This is a genomic window from Pseudomonas sp. KBW05, assembly GCF_003852405.1.
GTDB lineage: Bacteria > Pseudomonadota > Gammaproteobacteria > Pseudomonadales > Pseudomonadaceae > Aquipseudomonas.
Genome location: NZ_QAJM01000033.1, coordinates 71183 through 87430 on the forward strand (window position 1 = coordinate 71183; position 16248 = coordinate 87430).

General features: G+C 62.7%; 15 protein-coding genes. 2 read left to right on the forward strand and 13 right to left on the reverse strand.

Translation table 11 applies throughout. From position 1 onward, the window contains the following. Genes tssK through tssA form a run of 12 tightly spaced genes read right to left on the reverse strand, consistent with a single transcriptional unit; the run spans position 1 to position 13750 of the window. Positions 1-1329, reverse strand: coding sequence for a type VI secretion system baseplate subunit TssK (gene tssK / locus DBR46_RS25700; protein WP_124528535.1), 1329 nt, complete (start codon positions 1327-1329; stop codon positions 1-3). Position 1330: 1 nt separating this feature from the next. Further along, positions 1331-1798, reverse strand: coding sequence for a type VI secretion system lipoprotein TssJ (gene tssJ, locus DBR46_RS25705; RefSeq protein ID WP_124528537.1), 468 nt, complete (start codon positions 1796-1798; stop codon positions 1331-1333). 5 nt (positions 1799-1803) lie between these two features. Then, positions 1804-2898 (reverse strand): type VI secretion system-associated FHA domain protein, encoded by a 1095-nt coding sequence (locus DBR46_RS25710; protein ID WP_124528539.1) that lies wholly within the window; start codon positions 2896-2898, stop codon positions 1804-1806. A 16-nt stretch (positions 2899-2914) separates the two neighbouring features. Continuing rightward, complete coding sequence (locus DBR46_RS25715; protein WP_124528541.1) at positions 2915-3046, reverse strand: type VI secretion protein; 132 nt, start codon at positions 3044-3046, stop codon at positions 2915-2917. A gap of 24 nt (positions 3047-3070) precedes the next feature. Beyond that, on the reverse strand, positions 3071-4588 hold the full coding sequence (locus tag DBR46_RS25720; RefSeq protein ID WP_124528543.1) for a sigma-54-dependent Fis family transcriptional regulator: 1518 nt from the start codon (positions 4586-4588) through the stop codon (positions 3071-3073). Further along, entirely contained in the window at positions 4585-7008 is a 2424-nt protein-coding gene (locus DBR46_RS25725) for an AAA family ATPase (protein ID WP_124528545.1), read from the reverse strand. The genes DBR46_RS25720 and DBR46_RS25725 overlap by 4 nt, the downstream gene beginning before the upstream one ends. A gap of 12 nt (positions 7009-7020) precedes the next feature. Further along, positions 7021-8028 carry a type VI secretion system baseplate subunit TssG gene (gene tssG / locus DBR46_RS25730; protein ID WP_124528547.1) on the reverse strand — a complete coding sequence of 336 codons (1008 nt, stop codon included), beginning with the start codon at positions 8026-8028 and terminating at the stop codon, positions 7021-7023. Further along, a complete protein-coding gene (tssF, locus tag DBR46_RS25735) occupies positions 7992-9761 on the reverse strand; it encodes a type VI secretion system baseplate subunit TssF (protein ID WP_124528549.1) in 1770 nt (589 codons plus the stop codon). The genes tssG and tssF overlap by 37 nt, the downstream gene beginning before the upstream one ends. Further along, the gene (tssE, locus tag DBR46_RS25740) at positions 9751-10152 is read right to left on the reverse strand and encodes a type VI secretion system baseplate subunit TssE (RefSeq protein WP_124528565.1); all 402 of its coding nucleotides are present in this window, start codon (positions 10150-10152) and stop codon (positions 9751-9753) included. Before tssE ends, tssF begins: the two co-directional genes overlap by 11 nt. 14 nt (positions 10153-10166) lie before the next feature. Further along, positions 10167-11642, reverse strand: a complete 1476-nt coding sequence (gene tssC / locus DBR46_RS25745) for a type VI secretion system contractile sheath large subunit (protein ID WP_124528551.1) — start codon at positions 11640-11642, stop codon at positions 10167-10169. 25 nt (positions 11643-11667) lie between these two features. Beyond that, positions 11668-12165, reverse strand: coding sequence for a type VI secretion system contractile sheath small subunit (gene tssB / locus DBR46_RS25750; protein WP_124528553.1), 498 nt, complete (start codon positions 12163-12165; stop codon positions 11668-11670). 31 nt (positions 12166-12196) lie between these two features. Next, positions 12197-13750 carry a type VI secretion system protein TssA gene (gene tssA, locus DBR46_RS25755; protein ID WP_124528555.1) on the reverse strand — a complete coding sequence of 518 codons (1554 nt, stop codon included), beginning with the start codon at positions 13748-13750 and terminating at the stop codon, positions 12197-12199. A gap of 479 nt (positions 13751-14229) precedes the next feature. On the opposite strand from tssA, the gene DBR46_RS25760 reads away from it, so the two are divergent. After that, on the forward strand, positions 14230-14745 hold the full coding sequence (locus tag DBR46_RS25760) for an Hcp family type VI secretion system effector (RefSeq protein ID WP_124528557.1): 516 nt from the start codon (positions 14230-14232) through the stop codon (positions 14743-14745). Here DBR46_RS25760 and DBR46_RS25765 read toward each other — a convergent pair. Then, positions 14742-15563, reverse strand: coding sequence for an aldo/keto reductase (locus DBR46_RS25765; RefSeq protein ID WP_124528559.1), 822 nt, complete (start codon positions 15561-15563; stop codon positions 14742-14744). The genes DBR46_RS25760 and DBR46_RS25765 overlap by 4 nt on opposite strands. Positions 15564-15669: 106 nt before the next feature. Between DBR46_RS25765 and DBR46_RS25770 the strand changes: the two genes are divergently transcribed. Next, positions 15670-16164, forward strand: a complete 495-nt coding sequence (locus DBR46_RS25770; RefSeq protein ID WP_124528561.1) for a DUF1543 domain-containing protein — start codon at positions 15670-15672, stop codon at positions 16162-16164. Positions 16165-16248: the final 84 nt, after the last annotated feature.

The following is a 16248-nucleotide window of genomic DNA, read 5'->3' on the forward strand; positions in this document are numbered from 1 at the left end:
TCAATTCCTGATGGCCCAGAAGTTCAGTTGCAGCTCGGCAAACTCGCCGCTGACATGGAAGGCAAAGCCGCCCGATTGCTCCAGCTGCGCGGTGTCACGGGCACTGAGTTCAAGCAAGAAATAGGTTTTGTCGGCACGGAACGGGATCTGCCTTGGCGCCACCGGCAGCGGCTTGAGGCGGATACCCGGCAAGTGCAGGTTGACCAGCTCACGGATTCGCTCCACGGCGCCGATCTTGAGGTGGGCCGGCAAGCGAGTGCGCAAGGTGTCGCCGTCGCACTGGGCGCTCGCGGCGAGGATGAACGTCGCAACGCCGAGCAATTTCAGCTCGCTGACCGGGCATACCAACACCCCGTACTGGCGCGCCTGCAAGGCCAACTCGATGGCCTGCTGCTCCAGCACCATCGACAGCAGGCTGCGAATAGCCTCCATCAGCCCGCGAAAGCTCGCACCCTGATCGCTGTGCTGGTAGTGCAGTTGCAGAGGGCAACGCTTGCTGTCATTGGCGAAGGTCGATAACTCGCCGAGCATCGCCAACAGCTCGCGGTACAGGGTCTCCGGACGCACCTTGGACTGGTACGCGTAATGGCGCAGGACAGGTTCGGTGCGGTTGATCAGCTGCAGCATGAGGAAATCCCCGATCTGCGTCCCGGGCGCCCCACCGTTGCCACGGATACGCGTGGCAAGCGCCTCGCCGCGGCTGGCCAGCAGGCTGATCACTTCGCTCAGGCACGATGCCAGGTAGCCGTGTTGCTGGAGGTAGATAAAGGTCGGGCTAAAGTCCGAATCCAGGGTCACGCCCCCTTCGCTGGTGCACGCCATCACCTGGGCAACCTGGAGCGTGACCAGCGTCTGGTCACTGTGTTGCTCCCCGGCAACCAGGCGCAGATCCGGGCGCGCGCAATCGAGCCGACACTGGGACTCACTGCCGGCATTGGAATCAGGCGCCTGCACTTCACAGCTGACATAGCGCGCCAACACATCGACCTGCTCCGGCCGCCGGGTGTCGACCTGTGTGCCGCTGGCCAATGGCAATGCCAGGTAGATCCCTTGCTGGCCGGTGTTGGCCGCGACTTGCAAGACCAGCGGTGGCGCCCCGGCACCCAGCTCGAACAGGCTGCCATCCGGCAGCACGCCAGTGGCCTGGCTGACCACGATCTTGCCCAGGTGCAGGTACTGCAAATCCATCGCCAGGCTCAAGAAGCCCCAGGCATCCGGGACCAGCAGGCGGGTCCAGCTGAGCTGCTGCTGGTAGTGGCGATCGTTGTGTTGCAGGTGCTGAGGCCGCAAGAGCATGCCTTCTTGCCAGACAACTTTATGAACCAGCATCTCAACCCTCCCCCACGCCGACTTGGCGTATACCTGTTTCGTCCAGCACCAGCTCGGCCTGCGTACGCCGCTGCGGGGTGATGGGCAACACCCAGCGCCATTGCACGTGCGGGAGGTCTCGATAGGCCGCCAGTACCCCCACGTAGCGGCTGTGTGGCGCAACGCTGAGCTTGAGTAGCCGCCGTTCACCCGGGCGCAGCTCCAGCTCTTCAGCGCTCACCCAATCCTTGGGCAGGACCTGCTCTGCACGCTCGTAAAGGCTGTAAAAGTCGCTGTTTTCAAAAGCCACCGGATGCCGCAGTTCAATCAGGCGCACCACCACCGGCGAGGGGCGGCCATGCAGGTCCGGGTTGAGCCGCTCGCCGGCGGCCAGTGTCAGGTCCAGCTTGGTCAGCGACGAAAACGGCGACAAGGCGCTGCAACCTGCCAGCAGCATTGCCAGCAGGGTCACCATGGAAGTTCGATACATAGGCATCATCCTGGGTAGGTCGCGTGCAAGGTCGCGATCAGGCGCACCTGATCCTTGTAGGCCGCGAGAAAATCACGGCCAAGCGCGGGCTCGGCCGGCGATTCGTCGTCAATCAACTGCTGGTAATGCCGTTGATAGGCACGCCAATGCGCGCCATCCCTGAAGAACCCTGGAGGTTTGCCCTGACGTACAAAGCGGCGTTGCAGCTGATCCGGCGCAAACGCCTGGCGTGCACACCGCACGGCGGCCCGGCACGCCGCCAGCATCGCCACTTGATGGGCTTGCAGGTCGCGGAACGCCTGGGTCACGGCCTGTTGCGCGGGGAGCTCGCCCACTGCGCCATCACCCAACAATGCGTGCATGTCCTGCAGGGTGTTGCTGTCGAGCGGCGCCAGGTTCAACTCGCCTTTCAACGCCTCTTGGGTGCGCAGGCACTGTTGCAGGTCATCGAGGGTGTGCTTGAGCAAGCGCGCGACCTTGATTGCCAATGCCTCGCGGCGCGCGGTGTCGAGCGTCGACATATCGCTACCCAACGCCTGCGCGAAGTGCGCCCAGAACGGGTCATGGGTCGAAGCCGCAGTCGCAACGGGTAACGGCGCAGCGGCTTCGTCCGCAGGCGCGGTGAGGGTCGGCGTCAGCAGGTGATCCCATTGCGGCGTACCGTGCTCCGTGCAAGGTTGCGTCGCGTCATCAGCCACCCACTCATCCTCGATCAACGGCAGCGGGGTCGGCGCCAGGAAGCCATCGTCTGGAATAGGCACAGGCTCGGCGAACCGCTGCAGCGGCGCCGTCAACCGCGCACGCAGCGCCAATGGCCCCAATTCGAAGACGTTGCCATCGTGGATCGGCCACGGCTGCCCCCGGCGCAAGCGTTCGGCGCTGCCCGCCACGCCGATACCGTTACTGCTGATATCGGTGAGGAAATAGCGCCCGTCCCGGTAGCTGACCAGGCCATGGTGGCTGGACAACACGCGGCTGGCGTCGGGAAGCACCCAATCACAATCGCTGCCCCGCCCGATCACACCACCGTCGCCAGCAAACACCTTGTGGGCCGATGGGGCGGCTTGGCCGCCGCTGCACACCTCTAACACTAATTGCATGAATGACCTCCCCGACTCACTGGCCACGGCGGCTCACCTGTGGATCGCCCAACGGGCGGTAATCACCGTCATCAAAGACGTAATTGGCGTTGCAGCCGCCCAGTAAAAAAACCGCAAGCACCAAGGCTCGCCACCAACGATCAGGCATTGGGTATCTCCCTAAAGGATTCATTCAGCATTCCGCCTGGGCATCGCCAAGGGGAATATTCAGGCGGGCAAGGCGATACAGCAGCGTGCGCCGCGCGACGCCCAACTCACGCGCGGTGCGCGTGCGGTTACCGCGGTTCTTGTGCAGGCAATCAATCAGGACCACGCGCTCGACCCGCTCCAGGCGCTGGCGCAGCGTGGCGTCGACCACCGCCACCGGCGAGTCGGGTGCCAGCGAGAGGTGCGTCGGCAGGATCACGCCGTCGTCACTCAGCAACACCGCGCGCTCCACCAGGCACTTGAGTTCGCGCACGTTGCCAGGAAAGCGGTGGCTCGACAGTTGATCGACGGCGGCGCCTGACCAGGCCACCGGCGCCTTGCCCAGCATCGAACAGGCGTTGTCGGCGAAGTGCCGGGCCAGTAACAGCACATCGCCGTCCCGTGTACGCAGGGCGGGCAATTCGATGGGGAACTGCGCCAGACGGTAGTACAGGTCCTCGCGAAAACTGCCCACGGCCACCATGGCCGCAAGGTCCCGATGGGTCGCAGCGATGATGCGCACATCGACCTTATGGGCGCTGCTGGCCCCCAGTGGGCGCACCTCGCCCTCCTGCAACACCCGCAGCAATTTGGCTTGCAATGCCAGCGGCATGTCGCCGATCTCATCCAGCAGCAACGTGCCACCGTGCGCCGCGTCAAACAGCCCGGCGTGGTTGCGGTCGGCGCCGGTGAACGCACCTTTGCGATAGCCGAACAGCTCGCTTTCCAGCAGCCCTTCCGGGCACGCGGCGCAGTTTTGCACCACAAATGCCTGGGCCCTGCGCGGGCCGCTGGCGTGAATGGCGCGCGCCACCACTTCCTTGCCTGTACCGGTTTCACCACGCAGCAATACGGTGTAAGGGGCATGCAGGACCTTGCCGATCAAGCGGCAAGTATCTTCCATGGCTGCACTGTTACCGATCAGGCCATAGGTGCTGATCGGTGGCGCATTCACCTCGGGCAGCACACCTGCCTGTACCGGCTGCATACGCCGCAACATCGCCCGTTGGTTCAGGGCAAAACTGCCCAGTTGCGCCAGCGATGCCGTGTAGCCCTGCAACGCCACCACGTGCTGGCTGGCGCACAGCAATACGCCGATGATTGCCTGGCGCGCGTTCAGCAGCGGCACGCTGGCCAGGGCACGCCACGGCGCCGCCGCTGTAGGCAGGAACGCGCTGTCATAGACACTGCCGTGCACATCGTCGAGGCACAGGGTAATGCGCTGGCTCACGACACACTGCAGCAGTTGCTCGTGCTGGAAATCCCTCTCGCCCAGCGGCTGTGCTTCATGTGAATGCTGGGCAATCAGCACCAGCCGCCCGCTCGTTGCATCCCGCCAATACAATTGGCTGAGTTCACACTCACTCAGCTGTGCGGCAGCGGCCACGCACAGGTTCGGCAAACGGGTTGCATCGTGTTCAAGCCCCAGGCGGCTGATCCAGCCCAGCAGGGTTTCGGCGTAGGCCAAGGGTTGCGGCAGTTGGCTGAATAACGTCTGCGTCATTGGCTGAACTCACAGACCGGCGCGCCGTGTTCGTCCAGCCGCGCGTGGATGTGGGCGAGGCATTCGCCAGCCGACATCGCGGCCAGCAATTGATCCGCCATCTGCGCTAGCAACTGGCTCTCGATCCATTGGTCGATGTAGCGGGCGCCGCTGTCGCTATGCAGGCAGCGCTCAGCCATGTGCGCAACCAATTCAGCGGTGTAGGTAAACGCCAGTTTGCGTTGCTGCAAGCGCTGGCCCAGGCGCCCAAGCTTGAGACGGGCGACGTCATGCAGTCCTTCGCCGGCAATCGGGTAGTAAGGCACCACACGCATGCGCGCGAGCAACGCCGGTTTGAAGTGTGCACGCAGCTCCGGCTGGATCGCCGCGTGCAGCGCCTCGATGGCGGGCCGTCGGCCGTCGGCGCACAGCGCGCCAATGCGCTCGCTGCCAAGGTTGGACGTCATCAGGATCAGCGTATTGCGAAAGTCGATCGCCCGGCCCTCGCCGTCATTGACGCGGCCCTTGTCGAAGACCTGATAAAACAGGTTCAACACCTCCGGGTCGGCCTTCTCGACCTCATCGAGCAGGATCACCGAATACGGGCGCTGGCGCACCGCCTCCGTCAGCACACCGCCTTCGCCGTAGCCCACATAGCCAGGCGGCGCACCGATCAAGCGCGACAGCGAGTGCTTCTCCTGATACTCGGACATATTGAGGGTGGTCACAAAACGCTCGCCGCCATACAACAGGTCCGCCAGGGCCAAGGCGGTTTCGGTCTTGCCCACTCCGCTGGGGCCGACCAACAGAAACACGCCCACCGGCGAATCCGCGTTGTTCAGCCCCGCCGCGACCGCCCGCAGGCTGCGGTCGAGGGCCTGCACGGCCTGCTCCTGACCGAAGATGCGTGCGCGCAAGGCGTCGGCGAAACCCATGACCTTTGCACTGTGTTCCAGGGCAATCTGTGCCACGGGAATGCCGGTCCAGGCGCTGATAACTTCAGCGATCAGGCGGGGGCAGACTTCGGCCTTGATCGACGGTTGTTCGTCTTGCGGCAACGTCTCACGCGCCTGTTCGATTGCCTTCAAGCGCTGAGTCACGCCGTGCAAGGCCGCGTGATCGACGGGTAACCCGGCGTCGGCATCGCGGGTCAACGCCCCTTGCTGGCGCATGGCTTCTGCCCGCTCGGCGTGCAACTGCTGCACCGCCTCTGCGGGCATCGCCAGTTGCGTACGCAGCCTGGCACACGCGGTATCCAGCACATCCACGGCCTTGTCCGGCAACTGGCGCCCCGCCAGATAACGCGCGCTCATGTGCGCGGCGGCGACCACAGCGTCGTCACGCACGTACACGTCATGGCTGGCCTCATACACCGGCACCAGCCCGCGCAGGATCGACACGGCTTCGCCAACGCTCGGTTCGTTGACCAGTACCGGCTGAAAACGCCGAGACAGGGCGGGGTCTTTTTCGATGTGCCGTTTGTACTCCGACCAGGTGGTGGCCGCGATGGTCCGCAGCTCACCTCGGGCCAATGCCGGCTTGAGCAGGTTGGCCGCATCGCTGCCACCTGCCGGACCACCCGCCCCCACCAGGGTATGCGCTTCATCCACAAACAGGATCACCGCCTGCGGCGCAGCGTGGACCTCGTCTATCACGCCTTTGAGGCGCCGTTCAAATTCACCCTGCAGGCTCGCACCGGCTTGCAGCAAGCCCATGTCCAGGGCCAACAGGCGCACCGCCTTGAGCGGGGCTGGCACCTGCGCGGCGACCACACGCAAGGCCAGTCCTTCAACGACGGCGGTTTTGCCCACGCCGGCCTCACCGACCAGGATCGGATTGTTTTTGCGGCGGCGCATCAGGATGTCGATCAACTGACGGATTTCCCCGTCGCGGCACAGCACCGGGTCGATCCGCCCCTCACGGGCCTGTTGCGTCAGGTCATGGGTAAACCGTTGCAGCATCGACCCCGCCACCACGTGCTCGCGGGCGGGGGCCTGGCTCAGAATAAAGTCGCGCACGCGCGCCACATCCAGGCGTGCCAGGCAGCGTTGATAAGCGTTGCCCGCATGCTCCAGCGGGTGGCGCAACAACGCCAGCAGCAATGCGCCGTGATCGACCTCGGGCTGCCCCAGTTCGACATGGGCAACCATCGACGCTTGCTGCAACCAGCGCACCAGGGGCTGGGCGAATACGGGGTTGCGCGTCGCATGCCTCTCGCTCTTGGGTTGCAGCACGGCATGCAGTTCGCTCGCGGGCACCCCGGCGTCCATCAGGGCCTTGTCCACCAAACCCGCGGGATACTCCAACAGCACCAGCAGCAGGTCTTCCACCAACACTTCCCGACCACCGCGGTTGACACAACGCTCGGCTGCCCGCTCCAGGTCGCCGCGCGTGCGGGCGGTCAAGGTCTGGATCAGTTGTTGCAAATCGATATTCATCATCATCCTTGCTCCCTATTGAACATTGCCAGCCAGCGTGACCGCGCCGTCGGCGCGCTCGTGCGCCAGCCAAGTGGTCCAGCCCAGGCGACACACATTGCGTGCGCCGATATGCAACGCGCGGATCTCGCCTGCGGCCAGCACCAGGCGCAGGTCATAGGCCAGCGGGTCGCGTACGGTCAGCCGCACCAGGGCGCACAACGCCGGGTAACCCGTGCCGAACGGCAAGAATTGGTGAAAACGCTGCCAATCGAGCCCAACGATATGCACCCTGAATTTGCCGCCACGGTCGGCCACGTGTTCGCCCAACACCAGGTCCCGGCCCAGCCCATGATTGGCAAGGCCCAAGCGGTTGCGCTGCGGCGGCTCGATCGACACGCTGCGCGCCACCCACTGTTCGATGAACAAGCGCTCGTGCTTGAAGTAATAACGCAGCACCGTCTCGACCAGGGCCGCCGAATGCGCGCGCAGACTCAACAGCCCGAGGTACGGCAGCAAGCGCTTGCAATCGAGTGGCGTGGCCTCGCGTATCGCCGGCCCGCCCAAGCCCACCAACGCAAACATCTGCTCGGAGAAGGCATCGCCGGCGCCGCTGCGAAACCGCGCGTGATAGCGGTATTTGCGCCAGATCGGCAACAGCAACCGTTGCAGGCGGTGTTGAAACAGGTTGAGAAAATCCCGCGTCGCGTTGCCGCCTGTTTGCTCGGCACAAGCCTGTTCGCCGTAAAACGCTGGCAGCGGCGAACCCGCGCCAAACAGCCCGAGGACATTCAGGCGCAGGCGCGCACGCAGTTGCCCGTGTTCGTTGAAGAACTCCACGCGGTCAATGTCCTGCCCGGGAAAACCCAAGCCAGGGTTGGCGACAAACTCCAGTTGGTCGTACAGCGCGTCCTCATCCATCAAGGGATGGGCTACGCGCAAGTGACCGACCACTTGCAGCACCGCCTGGTACAGCGAGTACTCGCGAATGGTGCGGGTCAGTGTGTTTAAAGCTGGGGTTGTTGGCCCATCCGGGGTGGCCATAGGTACACATCTCCTTGTGTGCTGATCACTCGCAGTTCGTGGTACGAGTTGAGGCTGGCGTACAGCGCGAAAAACTCATTGAGCACCGAGGCGAACACAAACACTTCACCTTGGCCGAGAAAGCCCTGGGGCTCGATGCACAGGTCGACGCGCAACCCGCGAAATGGCAGGCCGTGATGCAAGCGATCGACCGCTTCGTGGCGGATCGAACGCAAGGCGTCCAGGCGGCGTCGGCTGATTTTCTGTGCCTGCCGGTCGTGATAACGCGGCAAGTCGTAGGTTTCGAGGATCACTTTGAGCGCGTTGATATCGGTCAGCGACAGGTAGTTGAGCGACATGTGGCTGATCAGTTTCCACAGGAAATCCTGGTCCAGGGGCGGCGCAAAGCTGGGAGTCGGCACGCTGATATTGCGGAAGGTGACAAATTCCGGCGTCTGCTCGCAGGCCTGGCGGATATCGCCCACCTGCAGTTGCCGTGGCAGGTTGTGGTTGGTACAGGTCAGCTCGACCGACAGTGTTTCCTGCTCATGGCCGTGCCCATGGCCGACTGCCAGCCAGGTATCCAGCCCGGCATGCTGCGCCGAAGCACGCTGGCGAACGGTATAGCTCGCAGCATTACCCCCATGTTCAAAGGATTCGAACGGCACGTAAGCCTGGTAGCCCAAGCCTCCCGGCCGCCAGCCGGTCACCGTGTCCACGGAAAACACACTGGCATTGCCTGGGGCATATTCCCCCGGCAGCAGCAGGTACTCGTCTTGCTTGGCGTCCAGCCGGACCGGCACCGCGTCGTGCTGGAACAGGTTGACGATGGGGGTGCAATACAGCTTCACATTGTCGACGGTCGGCGGCGGCGGCGCGTGCCCGCGAATATCCAGGGCAAAGCGCAGCAACAGGCTGCGCGTGGCTTTCAGCACCTGCGTAGGCAACGTGTTGACCACTTCAAGCCCAGTGATGTCGACAAACAGATACTTCTCGGGAAAGACAAAGTACTCCTGCAAATGGCGATAGCCGCGAAAGGTGTTTTGCGGATACGGGATCAACGCCTGCTCCTCGGCAAAACCGACGGGTTGCACCTGCTGCGGGCGCAGTCGCAACACCATCGCTTGCCCGTCCCCGCCGTTGAGCGGCACCCCGTCCGCGTCCAACGGCAACAGTTCGATACCTTCCAGGTGACGCAACAGGCTGAGGTACAACCCTTGGCTGATGTAGCGGTCGCCGGCCAGATGCAGGCGCAGAGCGTCGACGGCCAGCATGCTGAAATCACCGTCGGCGCTCATGTCCAGGCGCAGGCTCAACAACCCGCGCTCGCCTTGGGCCACATAGTCCAGCGCGCCGATCTGCAGCGGCATGACATGGGTGGTGTAGCAGGTGCGGAAACGGCAGCGTGCGCCATTCACCACCACGCTCTCCACGGCGGTGTCCCGCGCCACCTCGACGCCAGGCCCGGCGTGCTTGAGGGGGTCGAACTGCAACATGCTGAAGGCCGGCACCGGCCGCATATAGTTGGGCCACAACAATTGCATCAGCGAGTGGCTCAGCTCGGGCAGTTCATCGTCGAGCTTCTGGCGCAGACGACCGGTGAGAAACGCAAAGCCTTCCAGCAACCGTTCCACATCCGGGTCTTGCCCGGCGTCGGCGAGGAACGGCGCCAGGGCCGGGTTGCGCTCAGAGAAACGCCGCCCAAGCTGGCGCAGGGCGCTGAGTTCACTTTGGTAATAGCGGTTAAAGGCCATCGGGCAACACCTCTACCCGCCCGGCCTCACCCAATTGCGCGCGGAATACGACGGGCTGGGTGACGCCGTTGACGGTCAGCAGCGCGTCAATTACAAACGTGAGGACCAAGGGGTCGCGATCACGGGGCAACAGCCTGACGTGGACATTCGCCAGCCGTGGTTCGCAGGCCTGGATAAAACCCTCGATCTGCCGCCGTGACTGGCTCAACGACTCATGCAGGCTGCAACGCATGTCGTTGAAGTCGGGCAACCCGTAGTCCGGTCGGGTCTGCACGCTGCCCGCGCGGGTGCTGAGCATGTTCCCCAGGTGTGTGGCGATGCAGGCCACGCGGGAGGCTTGGGCGGCCTCCGGCCGTGCCAGGCGCTCGAACAGGCTACGGTGATCGGTCATCCCTTGGCTGGCGCTCATACTTTGTCGAGCTTGCCGACCAGGGATAGGGTGAAGTCCGCCCCCATGTACTTGAAGTGCGGTCGCACGCTGAGGTTGACGCGATACCAGCCGGGTTCGCCTTCCACGTCACTGACGACAATCCGCGCGGCCCGCAACGGGCGTCGCCCACGCACTTCGGCGCTGGGGTTTTCCTGGTCGGCGACGTACTGGCGGATCCACTTGTTCAGCTCCAGTTCCAGATCGGTACGCTCCTTCCACGACCCCAGTTGTTCGCGCTGCAAGACCTTGAGGTAATGAGCCAGGCGGTTGACCACCATCATGTAGGGCAACTGCGTGCCCAGCCGGTAGTTCAACTCCGCGTCCTTGCCTTCGGCGCTGATGCCGAAGTGCTTGGGTTTCTGCACCGAACTGGCGGAAAAGAACGCGGCGTTGTCACTGCCCTTGCGCATGGTCAGGGCGATGAAGCCTTCCTGGGCCAACTCGTATTCACGGCGGTCGGAGACCAGGACTTCGGTGGGAATCTTGGTTTCGATTTCGCCCATGCTGTGGAAATGGTGCAGCGGCAAGTCCTCCACCGCGCCCCCGCTTTGTGGGCCGATGATGTTCGGGCACCAACGAAACCGCGCAAAACTGTCGGTCAGGCGCGTGGCGAAGGCGTAGGCGGTATTGCCCCACAGGTAGTGTTCGTGGCTGTGGACCACGTTCTCCTGATACACAAAGGTCTTCACCGGGCATTCAAGTGGATCGTAGGGCGTGCGCAACAGGAAGCGCGGCACGGTGAGGCCGATGTAGCGCGCATCCTCGCTTTGGCGAAAGCTCTGCCATTTGGCAAACTGCGGGCCTTCAAAATGGTCCTTGAGGTCCTTGAGGTCCGGCAACCCGGTGAAGCTTTCGAGACCAAAGAAGCCCGGCCCCGCAGACGCGATAAAGGGCGCATGGGCCATGCAGGCAACGCTGGACGCGTACTGCATCAGCTTGACATCAGGAGCACTGGGCGACAGGTAGTAATTGGCAATGATCGCGCCCACGGGCTGGCCGCCAAACTGGCCGTATTCGGCGCTGTAGATGTGTTTGTACAGCCCGGACTGGGTGATTTCCGCCGAGTCTTCGAAGTCGTCGAGCAAGTCCTGGCGGGCGACATTCAACAGCTCGATCTTGATGTTTTCACGAAAGTCAGTGCGCTCGACCAGCAGTTGCAAGCCTTTCCACGCCGCCTCCAGCGCCTGGAACTCGGGGTGGTGGAGAATTTCGTCCATTTGCCGGCTGAGCTTGGTGTCGATCTCGCTGATCATCCGGTCCACCAGGCGCTTCTTAACCGGTTCACCGCTGTTATGCGGCTTGACCAACTCTGCGATAAACGCGGCGACACCGCGCTTGGCAATGCCATAGGCCTCATCATCGGCGTTCAACAGGGTCTGGGCGATGATGCTGTCGAGAATGCTGCGTTCGCCGGTGGGTTGCAGGTGCTGCGGCTGTGTTTGGGTGCTCATGCATCAGTGTCCTTTTACTGAAAAATCAGGCGTCAGGGCTGCTCAGTCCAAGCTCGGCCAAGACCCGCGCGCGGGAATCGTCGTCGGCCAACGCCTGTTCAATGGCGTGGCGAAAACTCGGTGTATTGCCCAGCGGGCCCTTGAGCGCCATCAACGCTTCACGCAGGGCCATCAGTTTTTGCAACTCCGGTACCTGCTCGACCAGGCTCGCGGGGTTGAAGTCCTTCATGGAGTTGATGCGCACGGCTATGCCCAGCTCTTGCGGGTCGGCCTCGTCCTGCAGGCGATTGGGCACACTGAGGGTGAGGCTCAACGCCTGTTTGGCGAGCACCTCGTCCAGGGTGTGTTTGTCGATGCCGATGGGTTTGCGGTCTTCCAGCTTGCGCAGGTCCTCGCGCCCGGTGAAATCCCCCAGCACCAGCAATTTCAACGGCAGCTCGACCTCTTCCTGAGCACCGCCAAGCGCCGGTTTAAACGTAATATTGATGCGCTCCTTAGGCGCAACTGAACCTTCTTTGGCCATGGTGTTTCTCCTTTTTTTGTGGCTCGAAAGCCTACTCAAGTACCGCTTCCAGATCGAAACGGCACAACCTGCGATGGGTGTCTTCCTTGCGTTCGCGCACGGCCTGGCTTTGCGGCAAGAGGTCGCAACAGCGGTACAGCAATTGCGCGACCTGCAAGGCCAGCGCCGGCTCCCAGCGTTCGAGCCCGGTGTGTTGCAGTTCTTGGTCGAGTTGTTCGAGCTGGACCTTCGCCAGTTCGTGTTTGCCTGCCAGCACACACAACCGGGCCACGGCCAGGCGCCACTGGAAACGCTCACGCTCACTGACGGCGGTGCGCACGCCTTGGTTGAGTTGGTTGACGGCGGCCTTGAGTCCGTCCTTGCGCAATACGGGCATGACCTGCTGCAGGGCGGTCTCCCAAGGCTGCGCCGTGGCATCGATGGCTACCTTGGGCGGCTCGGGCTTGCGCATATGGCGTTCGACGTGAAGCGTGATCCAGTCACGGGTGGCCGCATCGGCAAAGGGCCTGCCGTCGTGAAAGCGCAGCTCGGGCAGGTTCGGCAAGCGCTTGAGCAACAGGGCAAAGTCGGCCTCAAGTTCGGCCATCGCCGCTGCGGCCTGCAACGCGGCCAGGCACTCCCAGACCCGGCGCAGGCCATCGAACCAGAACATCGCCGTCACGAGGCTGGCTTCAAGCTCAAGCAACAAGTCGGCGTAATGCCCCTGGTCGAAGCGCTCCTGGTAGCGCTGGAGTTTGTCTGGCGTGGGGCCGCGCAGGGTGGTAATGCGCTCACCGTCGGCATCCGGGTAGCCAACCAGCGTCAGCCAGGCCATGGCGCGGCTCAGGCGCAGGGCGCGCAAGTCGGTGGCATCCTGACGCAACCACCAGGCGCAGAGCGGTCGGGCTTGCTCCTGCAAGATACGCAGCCGTTTGTGCGCCGTTTTTTCGCTGTCGATGGCGGGTTCAGGCGCGAGCAATTGGCTGGTGGCGTGCTTGAGCTGGGCAATCACCGCACCCACTGCGCCGGGCTCGGGCGCTGCTTGTGCGGCGCGCTCCAGATGTTCCGCCAACTGCCGGCGCACTGGCAGCAACAACGGTGCGTCCTCCCCCAGGTGCCCCGACCAGAGTTCATCGAGCTGCGTGAGGTGTTCAAGGATGGCTTGGAACAACGGACGTTGCGGGTGCAGCGCCAGGTTTTGCAGGCACAGCGGCTCCAGGCGCAGCACCAGCCAGCCAAAGGCCGCTGCACGGGTACGCGGCTTGACGGGATAAACCTCGCCCCAATGCCGCTCGCAGAGATCACGCAGCAACCCCAGGCCCGCGAGCAACCCTGGGAAGGATTCGCACTGATGCAGCGCCCAGGTCAACCACACTGCGACGCGCAAATCCTTTGAGTGATGGCGCAACACCCCCTCAGCGACGTCCCTGACCTTCTGCCAATCCGGCTGGCCGCTGCCATGTATCGATTGCGCCTTGGCCAGCTCGAACTCCAGGGCTTCATATTCACTTGAAAAACGCATGTCACTGCCGGCGAACGTCGCCGCCGAGCAAGGCGAGCGCGCCAGTTCAAGGTAATAATCGAGCAATTTATCGGAGTAGATCATGCGCAGCCACGACGACGATTAAAGGCAGGGCGGGCAAACTAATCATCGATTTAAACGCGAGATCAGCGCACCGCATCAACTTCGCTGAATCGCTGCGAAGCTCGCAAACCTTAGCCACGCAAACACCATTGGGCAAGCAACGCAACCGGGGTTAAGGAATATCCTACAACCCTTATAAAACAAGGCTATGCGCAAATTCTTGCGCAGCTTGAACAACGTGAAACTCGTCAAAAAACTCGCAACCCATTTAAATGCGCGGCGCTGCGAGATGAGCAATTAACTGCACACTACTGCGCAGTTAATCCGCGCAAACACTTTTCAAAACCCGCCCATTTACCTCTCAACTAACTCCCAACTAAGCCACCACCCCTTATTTCATTAGATCCTGTACTTTCAGGCACGCTTCTTGTTATAGGACCTTGCCCACCCGGCACCCTCCGCCGCGTGGAACCTCTTAATAACCAGACAAGGAAAGCGACATGCCAACACCCGCGTATCTCTCTATCACCGGTGTCAAACAAGGTTTGATTACGGCAGGCACGTTTACCCAGGACTCGGTCGGCAACCTCTACCAGGAAGGCCACGAAGATCAGATCCTGGTACAGGCGTTCAGCCACCAGGTGATCATTCCTCGTGACCCGCAGTCCGGCCAACCCACCGGGCAGCGTGTGCATAAGCCATTGATGATCAGCAAGATCTTCGACAAGTCCTCGCCCCTGCTCTTCAGCGCGCTCACGGCGGGCGAAGAGGTCAAGTGCCGCCTGGAGTGGTTCCGGACCTCCTCGGCCGGCACCCAGGAGCATTACTTCACCATCGAGCTGGAAGGCGCGACCATCGTCGATATCCAGTCACGCATGCCCAATTGCCAAGACCCGGCGAATGCGCATTTCACCCATCTCGAGGACGTGCACTTCACCTATCGCAAGATCGTCTGGACCCACGAAGTGGCCGGCACTTCCGGCTCGGACGACTGGCGCACGCCCGTAGCCGGCTAGACCATCGCCAACGGGTGCTTGCGCTTCGGCGCACCAAATACCCGGTCGATGGCCTCCAGGTCGTGTTCATCCAGCACGAGATGTGCGGCGCTTGCGTTGAGCCGTACATGCTCGGGGGTCACGGCCTTGGGGATGGCGATCACACCGTCCTGACGCAACACCCAGGCCAGGGACACCTGCGCTGGGGTAACGTCATGGCGCCGGGCGATCTGCTTGAGGGTGGGGCTGGCCAACAGCGCGCCGCCCTGGGCAATCGGGCAGTACGCCATGAGCGGTAGATGGTGTTGCTGCCACCAAGGCAGCAAGTCGAACTCGATGCCGCGCTCTTCAATGTTGTAGAGCACTTGGTTGGTGGCACATGCGGGAGCGGCGAGTTCCTGAAGGTCCGCCACATCAAAGTTGGACACCCCCCAGCGGCCGATCTTGCCGGCGTCACGCAAGCGTTCGAAGGCGTCGACGGTTTCTTCCAAGGGATACTGGCCACGCCAGTGCAGCAGGTACAGATCGATGTAGTCCGTACCCAGGCGTTGCAGGCTGGCGTCGCAGGCACGTGGCACACCCTTGTGGCTGGCATTGTGCGGATACACCTTGCTCACCAGTAACACCTTGTCGCGCCTGCCGCGAATGGCTTCGCCGACCACCTCCTCGGCGCCGCCTTCACCGTACATCTCAGCGGTATCGATCAGGGTCATGCCCTCGTCGATCCCCAGTTGCAAGGCCGCGACTTCGGCGCGGCGCTGACTCGGGTCCTCGCCCATGCGCCAGGTGCCCTGGCCGACAACAGGGACCGGAACACCGGCCAGATCAATGGTACGCATGACAACCTCCTGATGAGTTCGCGGATAAACAGTGTGGCATTGCCCGGACAAAAGGGTTCAATCGCAGTATGGTTGGCGCCTGCCAAGTCGCCAGGAAGAACCTGCAATGCTGTTTGTCGTCATGCTCGGGGGCAAGCACCCGCGAGCCAGGATCGAAGTGCACGATGTGGTATTCGCCGTGGCGGATACGCTGCAAGCCACCTACCCGCAATTGCGCGATGCCTGGTTTGGCAGCCCCAAAGGTGTACACATTGATTCATGGATGGCGGTGGATGGAGTGGACGGCTGGAAGATCCAGCTCAGCCACCTGGCCCCCGCTGCCGGCGCCGAGCGCCTGTACTTCATCAACCTGGGCGGTTATGAAGCCAACGCGTTTGGTGAAGCCCATCGCTACCTGCTGGTGGTGGCGCGCAATACGCGGGAAGCGAAAGCCCTGGGCAAGCAGCAGATGTTGCGGCACTGGGCCCAGGCCCATACCGATGCGGTGATGGATATTGATGACTGCCTGCCGATTGACCTGGTGGATGGGCGCTACATTCACCTGGAGCAAGGCTCGCATCGGCCCATCGTGCAGCACAATGACTATATCGTGTTGCCCTGATGGCAACTGTGGGAGCTGGCTTGCCTGCGATAGCGGTCCGTCTGTGTACATATCCATTATTTAGGTAACGGCCACTTAGGGTTC